This window comes from Neolewinella lacunae (assembly GCF_014349155.1).
Classification (GTDB): domain Bacteria; phylum Bacteroidota; class Bacteroidia; order Chitinophagales; family Saprospiraceae; genus Neolewinella; species Neolewinella lacunae.
The window spans coordinates 201,931-214,311 of sequence record NZ_JACSIT010000152.1; the positions used below are offsets into that span (position 1 = coordinate 201,931).

The 12,381-nt window shown below is 60.6% G+C and carries 10 protein-coding genes; 3 read left to right on the forward strand and 7 right to left on the reverse strand.

Translation table 11 applies throughout. The features are described from left to right. Window positions 1–43: 43 nt before the first annotated feature. Window positions 44–796, forward strand: coding sequence for a ribonuclease H-like domain-containing protein (locus tag H9S92_RS19660; RefSeq protein WP_187468406.1), 753 nt, complete (start codon window positions 44–46; stop codon window positions 794–796). A gap of 9 nt (window positions 797–805) precedes the next feature. Here H9S92_RS19660 and H9S92_RS19665 read toward each other — a convergent pair whose 3' ends face one another. Continuing rightward, window positions 806–2,335: a glycoside hydrolase family 10 protein gene (locus H9S92_RS19665; RefSeq protein WP_187468407.1), complete on the reverse strand. Its 1,530-nt coding sequence runs from the start codon at window positions 2,333–2,335 to the stop codon at window positions 806–808. A gap of 239 nt (window positions 2,336–2,574) precedes the next feature. Here H9S92_RS19665 and H9S92_RS19670 point away from each other — a divergent pair, with 239 nt between their 5' ends. Then, window positions 2,575–6,090, forward strand: a complete 3,516-nt coding sequence (locus H9S92_RS19670) for a M36 family metallopeptidase (RefSeq protein WP_187468408.1) — start codon at window positions 2,575–2,577, stop codon at window positions 6,088–6,090. A 92-nt stretch (window positions 6,091–6,182) separates the two neighbouring features. Here the strand turns inward: H9S92_RS19670 and H9S92_RS19675 are convergent, their stop codons facing one another. From H9S92_RS19675 to H9S92_RS19700, 6 genes are all read right to left on the reverse strand, one after another. Beyond that, window positions 6,183–6,629: a GatB/YqeY domain-containing protein gene (locus H9S92_RS19675; RefSeq protein ID WP_187468409.1), complete on the reverse strand. Its 447-nt coding sequence runs from the start codon at window positions 6,627–6,629 to the stop codon at window positions 6,183–6,185. Between the two features lie 68 nt (window positions 6,630–6,697). Then, window positions 6,698–7,306 carry a bifunctional phosphoribosyl-AMP cyclohydrolase/phosphoribosyl-ATP diphosphatase HisIE gene (hisIE, locus tag H9S92_RS19680; RefSeq protein WP_187468410.1) on the reverse strand — a complete coding sequence of 203 codons (609 nt, stop codon included), beginning with the start codon at window positions 7,304–7,306 and terminating at the stop codon, window positions 6,698–6,700. A 138-nt stretch (window positions 7,307–7,444) separates the two neighbouring features. Continuing rightward, window positions 7,445–7,603 carry a hypothetical protein gene (locus H9S92_RS19685; protein WP_187468411.1) on the reverse strand — a complete coding sequence of 53 codons (159 nt, stop codon included), beginning with the start codon at window positions 7,601–7,603 and terminating at the stop codon, window positions 7,445–7,447. A 175-nt stretch (window positions 7,604–7,778) separates the two neighbouring features. Further along, window positions 7,779–8,519, reverse strand: a complete 741-nt coding sequence (pgl, locus tag H9S92_RS19690) for a 6-phosphogluconolactonase (protein ID WP_187468412.1) — start codon at window positions 8,517–8,519, stop codon at window positions 7,779–7,781. A 43-nt stretch (window positions 8,520–8,562) separates the two neighbouring features. Beyond that, window positions 8,563–9,552 carry a beta-ketoacyl-ACP synthase III gene (locus H9S92_RS19695; protein ID WP_187468413.1) on the reverse strand — a complete coding sequence of 330 codons (990 nt, stop codon included), beginning with the start codon at window positions 9,550–9,552 and terminating at the stop codon, window positions 8,563–8,565. Between the two features lie 467 nt (window positions 9,553–10,019). Beyond that, complete coding sequence (locus H9S92_RS19700; protein ID WP_187468414.1) at window positions 10,020–10,757, reverse strand: methyltransferase domain-containing protein; 738 nt, start codon at window positions 10,755–10,757, stop codon at window positions 10,020–10,022. 146 nt (window positions 10,758–10,903) lie between these two features. On the opposite strand from H9S92_RS19700, the gene H9S92_RS19705 reads away from it, so the two are divergent. Next, window positions 10,904–11,941 (forward strand): radical SAM/SPASM domain-containing protein, encoded by a 1,038-nt coding sequence (locus H9S92_RS19705; RefSeq protein WP_187468415.1) that lies wholly within the window; start codon window positions 10,904–10,906, stop codon window positions 11,939–11,941. Window positions 11,942–12,381: the final 440 nt, after the last annotated feature.

The window sequence follows — 12,381 nt, forward strand, 5'->3', positions numbered from 1 at the left end:
AATTGATAACAAAGTCTTATCTTTCGCGAAATTCCGTAGCCCCATGATCGATCAGATTGACGTTACCAAAGTCCTTTTCCTGGACATCGAAACCGTGAGCGGCCAGCCTACCTTCGCCGACCTCGACGAGACTTTCCAGGACCTCTGGGGCTACAAGGCACCCTCCGTCTTGAAACGCTACGGCGAAGAACTGAGCCCAGAGGAATTGGCCCAAAGTTACCAGGACCGGGCGGCCATCTACGCCGAGTTCGGCAAGATCATCTGCATCTCCGTCGGGGCCGTGATCCGGGACACCGATAAGCGCCTGAAAATCCGCCTCAAGTCTTTCGCTAACCGCGACGAAAAAACGCTGCTGCAAGACTTCAACGCCATGCTCGACCAGTACTACGGCGACGTATTCACGCAGTACATCTGCGGGCACAACATCAAGGAATTTGACGTCCCCTACCTCTGCCGTCGCATCATCGTCAACCAGCTCAAACTGCCCAGGATGCTCGACATCACCGGCAAAAAGCCTTGGGAAACCAAGCAACTGCTGGACACGATGGAGCTGTGGAAGTTCGGCGATTACAAGTCCTACACCTCCCTGAAATTGCTGGCTGGCGTCTTCGGTTTCCCCACGCCGAAAGACGATATTGACGGCAGCCAGGTCGGCAACGTTTTCTGGAAAGAAGACGACCTGGACCGCATCGCCCGCTACTGCGAAAAAGACGTCCTGGCCACGGCCCAGCTTTTCTTCCGCTACCAGCGCAAGCCCTTGCTGGAAGAAGACCAGGTCATCGTGGTGGAACGCTAAAGAATGTTTTTACCGCGCCACTACGGTTTCTAAGCTGCGGTGGTAGCGGTCCAGCGGCACTACGCGGTACTGGTATTCCATTCCGGTCTGGGCGCGGTCATCGAAATAGTGGTAGCGGTAGCAGGCCTGGCCGTAGGGGGTGCGGTGCAGCAGGGTTGCGGTTTGGCCCGGGCGGCTGCGGTAAATGGCGAAGTAGTGGGGGAGTTGGGCTTTAGGGATTTGCTCGTCCATTTCCCAAACCAGCAGTGTACCCTGTTCGGTGGCTTTGGGTTTGAAGACCCTGACGGCGACGGGGGTGGCGCTGCCAGGCGCGCGGCGGGCGGGCAGCAGGGCGGGCGTGGTGTAGAGTTGGGTCAGCCGTTGGGCCAGTCCGGCGGGATTATTGAGTAAGGATTTGCTGCTGAAAAAGACGCTGCCTTTGGGGCGGGGCAGTTGGCGGAGGTGGGCAACCTGGCGGGGGAGTTCTTCGGTGCCAGTCCAGGCGGGGTCGGGGTCGGTTCCTGCTTTGTAGGCGGCGTGGCCGATGTAGAGGTCGGGCCCCGGGGGCACGTGGGTGGTCCACCAACTGACGAGGGTACGGTAGCTGGCCGCAGGGTGGTCCATGCTCCAGTAAATCTGTGGCAAAAGGTAGTCTACGGTGCCGGCGCGGGCCCAGGCCAGGGCGTCGCCGTAGAGGCCATCGTAGCTGGTGGCGCCGGCGTTGGTGGGGCTGCCATTGACGGGGTCCTGGGCCTGGTTGCGCCACACGCCGAAGGGGCTGACGCCGAAATACATCCAGGGTTTGGCGGCCTTGATGCGCCGGTGGGTTTCGGCGATGAAGGTATTGACGTTGTCGCGCCGCCAGTCGGCCAACGATCTGCCGTAGCCATAGGTGCGGTAAGTTTGTTGGTCGGGGAAGTCGACTCCGGGAACGGGGTAGGGGTAGAAATAGTCGTCGAAGTGGATGCCGTCGAGGTCGTACTTGGTGATCAGCTCGTCGATCACTTCGCCGAGGTGGGCGCGCACGGCGGGCAGTCCGGGGTCGAGGTAGCGGCGTCCGCCGTAGCTGCGGATCCAGTCGCGGTGGCGGTGGTAGAGGTGGTTGGCGGCGAAGCGGGTGGAGTCCAGCGTCATGGCCACGCGGTAGGGGTTGATCCAGGCGTGCAGTTCGATGCCCTGGGCGTGGGCCGTCTCGATCATGTAGGCCAGGGGGTCGAAATTACTGACCGGTGCCCGCCCCTGTACGCCGGTTAGCCATTCCGACCAGGGGGCGTGGACCGAAGGGTAGAGCGCATCGGCGGCCGGGCGCACCTGGACGAAGATGGCGTTCATGCCCGCCTGCCGCAGCCGGTAGAGTTGGGAGCGAAAATCCGCCTGCAGCGTAGCGGCATCCGTAGTTGGATTCTGTGGGTAATCGATGTTGAGCACCGTGGCCATCCACACGCCGCGCAGCTCGCGTTCGGGGGCATTTTCACCGGAGATTATGGCGTGTTGGGCGCTGACGCAGGTGCCAAGTAAGAGGATAAGGAGCAGGGCAAGGGAACGGGATTTGTCTTCCATATTCCCAATTACCGACAAATATTTAATATTTAGTCAAACAAGCATCCCGTCAGTAAAAAATCTGGGAGACGATGTCTTAGCTTTGGCAGCCCAGCGCCTCCGGAGACTGGCTGGAGTGGGCTGCTTGGCCTGCTTCATTTCCAGTACTTTATCACTTTCACTCCTTGCATCCAGCGGCGTTTTTGGGGCTCCGTATTTCCGGATCAGAACTGACCTTTATTTCTAAAAGACTAGTAAACATGCTTAGAAGATTACCCTTTTTCGTCTTGCTGTGCCTGGCGGGCTTTGTGCCTTTGCTGGCCCAGGACGGCACCCGCCTGGCCACCGATTACCTGCGGGCCAAGTACCAGGACCACCAGCTCACGGCGGCCGACGTTGCCGATCTGGCGATCACCGACGACTACGTGTCGGGTGGGGTGCGCCACGTTTACGTCGAGCAGCGCCACCAGGGTCTGCCCGTCTTCAATGCTCAGGCGGCCCTGCACTTCCGTGGCGACCGCCTGGTGCATTCCTCCGTCGCTTTCGTGCCGGACATTGCTGCTTTACAACTTCCCTCGGCACCTGCGTTCAGCGCCCAAAACGCCGTTGGTGAAGCCCTGCGCTCGGTCGTTGCGGGTTTTGCCACGGCCCAGCCCGCTGGCCAGGAGGGCGAGGAATACCTCTTCCGCGCCCCTTCCGTTTCGCCGGAGCCCATCAAGGCCCGCCTCGTCTACCTGCCCGGCAAGGGCGGCAGCGCAAGCCTGGCCTGGCGCATCCTGATTGATCAGCACGCCCGGCATTCGGACTACTGGCTGGTGCTCATTGACGCTACCACCGGTGCCCTGATGGATGCCGATAACCTGGTGCTGAAGTGCAATTTCGGCAGCCGCCCCCACACCCACAACTTCAGCAATGCCTGCGCCGAAGTGACTCCGCAACTGCCCGTGCACGAGCAAATGCTGGCCAGCCTGGCCGCCGACGGTGCCCGCTACAACGTCTTCCCCTTCGGCGTGGAATCCCCCCTCCACGGCCCCCGCCGCATGGAGGTTAACCCCGCCGACTCCACAGCCTCCCCCTTCGGCTGGCATGACATCAACGGCCTGCCCGGCCACGAATTTACCATCACCCGCGGCAACAACGTTTACGCTTACCCCGACCGCGACGCCAACGAAGACACCCCCGACCCCGGCGTCTTTGCTGACGGTGGCGACTCCCTGGTATTCGACTTCTTCTACGCCGACGAGCAAGACCCCGATACCCTGCTGAACGCCGCCCTCACCCAGGTGTTTTACACCACCAATAAGGTCCACGACTGGCTCTACCACGCCGGTTTTGACGAGGCCTCCGGCAACTTCCAGCGCAACAACTACAAGGGCGACGGCGAAGACCGCGACCCGGTTTTGGCCGAGGCCCAAGACGGTTCCGGCACCAACAACGCCAACTTCTTTACCCCTCCCGATGGATCCAGCGGAGTGATGCAGATGTTCCTGTGGGAAAGTGGCAACTCCAGTGTAATGCAGGTGACCACCCCCGCTTCCGTAGCGGGGCCCTACCAAACGGGCACCGCCGCCTTCGGACGCGTCATCGGTTCCGTTCCCGTAACGGGCCAGGTCGTCATCGTCCGCGATGGCACCTCGATGCCTACCCTGGGTTGTGAAACCCTGCTGAATCCCGAGTCCATCGCCGGAAAGATTGCCCTGATTGACCGGATGGAATGCTTCTTCGAAGTGAAAGTCGCCAACGCCCAGGCGGCCGGTGCCATCGGTGCCATCATCTGCAACTTCGAAAATGCAGTGATCAATATGGCAGACAGTGAAGAAGAGCTCAACGTAACCATTCCTTCGGTCATGATCTCGTCCTCCGCCTGTGCGCCCCTGCGCGCGGCGGTTGCGGCTGGCGACAGCGTCAGTGTCACCTTCCAGTCGGTGGCTCCACCGGCCATCGATGGGGACTTCGACAGCGGCATCGTGGCCCACGAAATTGGCCACGGCGTGAGCAATCGCCTGGTGGGTGGCCCGGCCAACACCTCTTGCTTGCGCAACGAAGAGCAGATGGGCGAAGGCTGGTCGGATTTCTTCGCACTGGCATCTTCTCCGCTGGCGCTTACCCCCACCCCCAACGGCACCGAAGCCCGGGGCATCGGCAACTACGCCACCCGCCGGGGAATCGCCGGTGCCGGCATCCGTCGGAAGCCCTACAGCACCGACATGACGGTGAATAACTTCACCTACGATGCCATCATCACCTCCGGCGTACCCCACCCCCTGGGTGAAGTGTGGGCAACCACGCTTTGGGACATGTACTGGGCAATGGTCGATCAATACGGATTCGACGAAGACCTCATCAACGGAACGGGCGGCAACAACCTGGCGGTGGAGCTGGTCGTGGAAGGCCTCAAGTACACCGCTTGTAACCCCGGTTTGCTTGACGGTCGTGACGGCATCCTCGAGGCCGACCTGATCGTAAACGACGGGGCCAACCAGTGCCTCATCTGGGAAGTCTTCGCCCGTCGTGGCATGGGCTTCTCGGCCACCCGGGGAGATTCTGATGACCGGACGGACAACCGCGAAGCCTTCGACATCAGCCCCTACTGCTCCGGCGGCGTACAACTCACCAAAACCGTAGACGAAGCCACCGTCAACGCCGGCGAAGGGGTAACCTTTACCCTCCGCGCCACCAGCTACCGCGAAGAACTGACGACCAACGTGCGCATCACCGACATCATTCCCGCCGGCCTGACCGTTGACCCCGCGTCCATTCGCGGCGTAGACGAGTTCAGCATCGACGGCAACCAAATCACCTTCGTCATCGGCGACCTGGAATTTGAGGACGATGAGACCGTCCTCTATTCCGCTTCCACCGACCCCGATGCGGCCTCCGAAGAACTCTTCTTCGACGGGGCAGAGGATGGTGACGACAACTGGGAGCTCGCCGATCTGGTCGGCAACGTCCTGTGGGAACGCAACGACACGACCCCTTACGCCGGCGACCTGAGCTGGTACGTACGCAACCCTTCTTCCCAGCAAGACCAGGTGCTGCGCATCTTCGAACCCCTCACCGTAACGGGCACCAAACCCGGCCTCCGCTTCTTTACCCAGTACGACACCGAGGCCGGTTGGGACGGTGGCATCGTGGAAGTCTCCACCAACGGCACGACCTGGGAAAAAGTAGACAGTAAGTTCTTCCGGGGTGGCTACCGCGGGGAAATTGACGAAAACGGTTCCGCCGCCCTCCTGGGGATTAACTCCTACTGGGGCCAAAGCGGCGGCTACCAGGAGCAGATCGTCGACCTGGGCGAATACCTCGGCGAGGATATTTTCTTCCGCTTCCGCTTCGTAGCCGATACCGAAGTAGGTGCCCGCGGTTGGTGGGTGGACAACATCCAACTGATCGACATCGTCAACTACGACAGTGAAGCTACCCTGACTTCAGACCAGGGTGACGCCTTCACCGCGAGCGTCGGCAACCTGGGAGTACTCATCGAAGCTACCGAAGAAACGGCCACCAACGATCCGCTCCTGGGCGAAACCGCCGTCAGCGTCTTCCCCAACCCGGCGGCGGAGTACGTCAACGTCCGCATCAGCGCCGAACGCGCCGGAGCAGCCTCCGTACAGCTCATCAGCGTGGATGGCCGCGTCGTCCACACCGAGCAACTTCGCCTGGTTTCCGGTGGAGGCCAAACGACGATCAATACCGCCGCTTTGCCCGCCGGCATTTACCTGGTACAAGTGACGGGTGCCAGCCGCGTGAGCACGACCAAGCTGACGGTCCACTAACCCCCCTCGGCAGCGAATCCAATGCAAAACGCCCGCCCGGAAGATCTTCCGGGCGGGCGTTTTTGCGCAGGGTCGGGGGGCTGGAGGGATGGCTACCCCAACTTCTGTTTCACCATGGCGGCGATGGTTTTGCCATCGGCCCGTCCGGCGGCGGCCTTATTGGCCAGGCCCATCACCTTGCCCATGTCTTTCATGGAGGTGGCACCGTTTTCGGCGATGATGCCATCGATGAGCGCGGCGAGTTCTTCCTCGCTCAGGGCTTCGGGGAGGTAGCGGGAGATGACCTCAATTTCTTCCCTTTCGGTCACGGCAAGGTCTTCGCGGTTTTGCTTCACGTAGATGTCGAGGCTGTCTTGACGGCTTTTGACGAGTTTCTGGAGCAGGGCGATCTCTCCTTCGGCGTCCAGGGCCTGGCCCGTGCCGTCCGTCTTTTGGAGCAGGATGGCACTTTTGATGGCCCGGATGCCGCGCAGGGCGATTTTATCCTGGGCTTTCATGGCCGTTTTCAGGTCGGTGGTGATGCGCTCTTCTAGCGTCATGGGAATGGAGTTTTGATTCGGGAAGGATAACGTTCCGGCGGGGCGGAATGGTTGCGCAGCGGACGTGCTCAGCGGTGGCGGCTGCGCAGGACGGCCCGGACGTCCTCCAGGCTATAGCCTTTGGCGGCCAGCAAGACGAGGTAGTGGTACATGAGGTCAGCTGCTTCGCCCAGGAAGAGTTCGCGGTTGTCGTCTTTGGCTTCGATGACGAGTTCTACGGCTTCTTCGCCCACCTTCTGGGCTACCTTGTTGATGCCCCGGGCCAGCAGCTGGCTGGTGTAACTCTTGGCATCGGGCTGGTCCCGCCGCCGTTGGATGGTGCGTTCGAGGTGATCGAGGAAATCGCCCTGGTTGGCTTCGCCCCAGCAGGTGTCCTGGCCAGTGTGGCAGGTGGGCCCCTCGGGGTGGGCCTTGATGAGCAGGCTGTCGCTATCGCAGTCCGCCGCAATACTGACCAGGCGGAGGTAGTGCTCCGAGCTTTCGCCCTTGGTCCAGAGCCGCTGCTTGCTTCGGCTGTAGAAGGTAACCAGGCCCGTCGCCAGGGTTTGTTCCAGGGCGGCACGATTGACGTAGCCCTGCATCAGCACCACGCGGGTGGTCGCATCCTGTACGATGGCGGGGAGGAGCCCGTCGGGAGCTTTATCGAAGGCCAGGCGGTCCAGTTCGGGTGCATGCATAGCAGGGGGGATTGAATTCGACCGCAAAAAATGGTGCTGCCCGGACCCTAAGCCCGGCAGTCAGGAGAGTAGCGCAGCCAAAACCAGGTCGGTACGGCGCGCCTTCGTCCTAAGTGAACAGGCGTACCGCTGCCGCTCCTACATGTAGCCGAGGGCCAGCACCAGGTAGGTGAGCATGAAGGGCATCGCCACCCAGAACCACTGGTTCATGAAGATCAACATCAGCATGAAGATGACGAAAGAGATGAGGAAGTACAGCCAGTATTTACGGCGGTCGGCGGCGGTGGAATTGGCCATGGAGCTTTTCTTTTTGCGGGGGCAAAGATAGGCTCCCGCCCGCTTACGCCGAAGAAAAAGCCCGGATATTGTCTTCCCGCCTCCCCGACGGCCCTGCCTTTGCGCAAACCTCGGTTCCAGCCCCTTTCAACCGGCCCCGCCGGGCAGCGTTCCTCGCTGCTGCCCGCCCATAATTTCAGTAGCCCACCTCGGCCGCTGCGGCACCGTCCAAAAACCAGTGCAGCCGCCCGCTGCCGGGCTGGATGTGGGCAACGGGGAAGGTTTCGGCGTGGGGCTCGCGGTGGAGGATCTGGGCCACGCGTTGGGTCTTGCTGTTGCCGGTGATGAGGAAGACCACCTCGGCCGAAGCGTTCAGCACTGGTCCGGTCATGGTTACCCGCAACTGCCCGCTGCTGGGGTGGGTGGCTACGGCGCAAATGGCGGGGCTGGCCATCAACTCGGCCATATTGTGGGGAAAAATGGAGGCAGTATGCCCGTCTTCGCCCATGCCCAGCATATTGAGGTCCAGGCTGGGCAGGCCGTCGGTATTGCTGGGCAGCAGGCGCTGCATCAACTCGGCGTAAGCGGCCGCAGCTGCGGCGGGCTCCAGGGAGGTATCGACGGCGTGGACTTGGTCGGCTACCACCGGAACGTGGTCAAAGAGCAGTTTCCGGACTTCCCCGTAGTTGCTCTCCGGGTGGTCGTGCGGCACACAGCGTTCGTCTCCCCAGAAAAAGTGAATCCGTTGCCAGTCAATCCGCTCCCGGTATTCCTTGGCGAGCAGGGAAAAGAGCAGCTTGGGCGTGCTACCACCGGAAAGGGCCCAGAAAAAAGGCCCGGCAGGATGTTCCGCCAACCGCTGTACCAGGTGCTCGGCAAAGCCCCGCGCTACGGCCGGGCCATCGGTGAAGACGTGGAGATGGGGTTGGTAGCTCACAAGCACAGTTTTTCGGTTCCGCCCAAAAATACAGTAGCGGTTCTTAATACGCCCACTTCAGGTACAAAGCACCCCAGGTGAAGCCCCCGCCAAAGGCCGTGAGGATCACGTTGTCGCCTTTTTTCAACTGCGATTCGTAATCCCACAGGCAAAGCGGCAGGGTACCGGCGGTGGTGTTGCCGTACCTTTCGATGTTGACCATTACTTTGTCCAGGGGGAAATCGAGCATGGAACTGATGGTCTGGATGATGCGGATGTTGGCCTGGTGGGGCACGAGCCAGTTGAGGCTTTCGTTGGTCAGGCCGTTGCGGGCCATTACCTTGCTGACTACGTCGGTCATGCCCGTCACGGCGGCCTTGAAGACCGGACGGCCGTTTTGCCGCACGAAGTGCTCGCGGGCCATTACCGAGTCTACCGTAGCGGGCTTGCGGGAGCCGCCGGCTACCAGGTAAAGGTACTTTTCTCCGCTGCCGTCGCCGTGGTGTTGGTAATCGATGATGCCGACGTCTTCGGTGGTCGGCTCCAGCATCACCGCTCCGGCGCCGTCGCCGAAAATGACGCAGGTGGTGCGGTCGGTATAATCAATGATGGAAGACATTTTGTCTGCGCCCACCACGATCACTTTCTTGTGGCGGCCGGCTTCCACCATCTTGGCACCCACGGTGAGGGCATATAGAAAGCCGCTGCAGGCGGCGTTGAGGTCGAAGCCGAAGGCGTTGACCAGCCCCGCCTGGTAGGCAGACACGTTGGCCGTATCGGGGAAGATGGAGTCCGCCGTCACGGTGGCACAAATGACCAGTTCCACGTCTTCGGGGGCCGTATTGGTCTTTTTCAGCAGGCCCCGGATGGCGGCCGTCACCATCACGGAGGTGCCCATGTTTTCTCCCTTCAGGATGTGGCGCTCCTTGATGCCGGTGCGGGTAGTGATCCACTCGTCGGTCGTGTCAACGATGGTGGCCAACTCCTCGTTGGTCAAGACGTATTCCGGGAGGTAACCCTGTACACCCGTGATGGCGGCGCGAATTTGGCTCATGGCAGATAGGCTTCGATTAGGGCGCGCAAGATACGACCACGGGGCGTGCTGGGGCAAAGGAAGTTCTGCGCGGAAAGCCGATGGCTAACCGGTAAAACGGCGCTGACTTCACGGTGCCTTTGTTCGATGAAGCGGGCGCGGCCGCAGGTGCCAAGGAAAGGTAAAAGAGCAGGGCAAGTCCCTACCACCCGAAGCATAATACTGCGAAGCTAAACTCGCCGGAGAAGGTGTCCTCACCCGAAACACAGACCTTCGGTGGTTTATGAACAATGACAAGGTGGGGACAGGCAAAATAGATGTTCACTGCTTTTCAGTGGGTTGGTTTACAGTGGTTTTACCGTACGGAAGCGGACAATACCCCCCTACCGCACTACAAAACTACCGAACTACCATACTGCCGTCTAAAGGCCAATGAAGACCATTATAGGTGATTGCTGCAAGGGCTCACCCTTGCCTTAAGATACGGATCAATGGCTCCGTTGCGCAAAAAGCACCGTCTCCCCCGCCGTCCAGCCGTGGAGGTGATTGGGTGGATAGGTATGTGCTGTCACCCGAAACCCCGCCTCCTGCAGCCGGTCTTGCAGGCCTTCGACGGAGTAGACGCGGACGTGGTCTTCCTGCCCGAACGCAACTCGCCGCTCTTGGCGACTGACGATGGCGGGGTCTTCATAAATTTCACCGGGTCTAAAAGGGGTTTGGAGGAGGCAAAGTCCACCTGGACTCAGCACCCGGTAGAGCTCGCGCAGGGCCGCACGGTCATCCACCACGTGCTCCAAAACGTGGTAACAGATGATGAGGTCGAAGCGTCCGGCGGGTTCGTCGATGGCGGTGATGTCGTAGCGGCGGTCGGCAGTGAACTCCCCGGCAAAATCGGTGCTGAGGTATTCCCGGGCAGCACTGGCGCGCAGCAGCCTGGCCAGGATGGGGGAGGGGCTGAAGTGGAGGATCCGCAGCTGACGGATATCCAGCACTTCGCTGAGCAGGTGCCAGAGCCGCCGCCCCCGGGGCAGGCTGCCGCAGCGGGGGCAGAGCAAATCCCCCCGCTCCAGCCGCACGAAGGAGGAAAGGCCCGTTCCGCAACAGTTACAGCGGTAGGTGGAGCCCCGGTAGCGGAGCGTCACGAGCCGGCGCAGCACGTCTTCGTTCTTTTGCAGTAGCGTAGCGGGCAGTACCTGCCGGGCCAGCGATTTGAGTTTTTCGTACATACGGGCCCCCAAGGTCGGGTTTTGGCGGGATTTGTTGGCGGGGACGACTTCCGTCGCTCCCACAGGGACTTGCCCGGCACCTGCGGCCGCGCCCAGGTTGCTACAACTACACCCTGCTCTGGGCTGTGCCCCGTACCTTTACGACCATGGCCCGCCTCTACCCCCAAGATACGCTCAACTTCCTGCGCAAACTCACGCTGCGCCGCGTGGTAAATGCCGCCCAGGTGACGGCCAGCTACTACGCCACCCGCTGGCTCCAGCGGCCCGTGGTGTGGGGCAAGCCCTTTACCGTCTCCTTTGAACCCACCACGGCCTGTAACCTGCGTTGCCCCGAATGCCCCAGCGGCCTGCGGCAGTTTACCCGCCCCACGGGCCACCTCAGGGCCGATTTTTTCCGCCGGACCCTGGACGACATTGCCGACCGCCTGCTCTACCTCATCTTTTACTTCCAGGGGGAGCCCTATATCAACCCCGACTTTCTGGATATGGTAAAGGAGGCCAGCGACCGCGGCGTCTACACCATCACTTCCACCAACGGCCACTTCCTCAACGACGCGAACGCCCGGAGGACCATCGAAAGCGGCCTCGACCGCCTCATCATCAGCGTCGACGGAACCACCCAGGAAGTGTACGAGCAGTACCGGAAAGCCGGCAACTTAGAGACCGTATTACAAGGCGCCCGCAACCTGGTGAAGTGGAAAAAAGCCCTCAACAGCCCGACGCCCCACCTCATCTTCCAGTTTCTGGTCGTAAAACCCAATGAACACCAGATGGGGGAAGTCGTGCGGCTGGCCGAAGAAATCGGCATCGACGAAGTGAAGTTCAAAACCGCCCAGCTTTACGACTACGAACACGGCAACCCCCTGATGCCGGAAAACGAGAAATACGCCCGCTACTACCGCAAAAGCGACGGCACCTACGCCCAGAAAAACAAGCTCCAGAACCACTGTTGGAAGCTCTGGCATTCCTGCGTCATCACCTGGGACGGGCTGGTGGCCCCCTGCTGCTTCGATAAAGACGTTACGCACCGCCTGGGCGACGTCAAGCAAGACTCCCTGCACCAGGTCTGGGAAGGCGCAGCCTACAACGACTTCCGCAACAGGCTGCTCCGCGGCCGGGCCGAAATTGACATCTGCCAGAATTGTACCGAAGGCTGTGAGGTGTGGCTGGGGGCAGAGTTGTGAGGTGATGATTTTAACGTATGGGGGTATGCAGCGTAGCTATTCGGTGATTTTCAGCTGCTCAGATCGCAATGATTTTGTAGCACTACAGCACTACAGAACTGCCTTCTAAAGGTAGGCAGTCTAATTAGCCAGGCCGCAGCCGTACTCAATTTGGCCCGTTCGTTGGGGGCTCAACCCCAGATCAACCAGGGGAGGCTCAAGCGCTTAATGGGTCGAGACCCTCTGGGTCGTAGGAGAATACGCCACTGTGCTTAGTTGGATCGACCCAGAGGGTCTCAACCTAGGCAGGCCCCTAAAGCGCGTACGGGTTAAACCCATCAGATTAGACATAGGCTGTTCCCTTTACTTACTTTTTGTCACTACCAATTTTAGCTTCTCTTTCAAGAATGTCGAGACGAGCTTAGAGCCTCAAAAATGCTTAGTGTAACTTAAAAAGAATG

What these genes read in the sequence shown, in the direction of transcription:
- H9S92_RS19705 (WP_187468415.1), top strand. Translation starts at nt 10,904, where the DNA reads ATGGCCCGCCTCTACCCCCAAGATACGCTCAACTTCCTGCGCAAACTC.
- H9S92_RS19700 (WP_187468414.1), bottom strand. Translation starts at nt 10,757, where the DNA reads ATGTACGAAAAACTCAAATCGCTGGCCCGGCAGGTACTGCCCGCTACG.
- H9S92_RS19685 (WP_187468411.1), bottom strand. Translation starts at nt 7,603, where the DNA reads ATGGCCAATTCCACCGCCGCCGACCGCCGTAAATACTGGCTGTACTTC.
- hisIE (WP_187468410.1), bottom strand. Translation starts at nt 7,306, where the DNA reads ATGCATGCACCCGAACTGGACCGCCTGGCCTTCGATAAAGCTCCCGAC.
- H9S92_RS19660 (WP_187468406.1), top strand. Translation starts at nt 44, where the DNA reads ATGATCGATCAGATTGACGTTACCAAAGTCCTTTTCCTGGACATCGAA.
- H9S92_RS19670 (WP_187468408.1), top strand. Translation starts at nt 2,575, where the DNA reads ATGCTTAGAAGATTACCCTTTTTCGTCTTGCTGTGCCTGGCGGGCTTT.
- H9S92_RS19665 (WP_187468407.1), bottom strand. Translation starts at nt 2,335, where the DNA reads ATGGAAGACAAATCCCGTTCCCTTGCCCTGCTCCTTATCCTCTTACTT.
- H9S92_RS19675 (WP_187468409.1), bottom strand. Translation starts at nt 6,629, where the DNA reads ATGACGCTAGAAGAGCGCATCACCACCGACCTGAAAACGGCCATGAAA.
- H9S92_RS19695 (WP_187468413.1), bottom strand. Translation starts at nt 9,552, where the DNA reads ATGAGCCAAATTCGCGCCGCCATCACGGGTGTACAGGGTTACCTCCCG.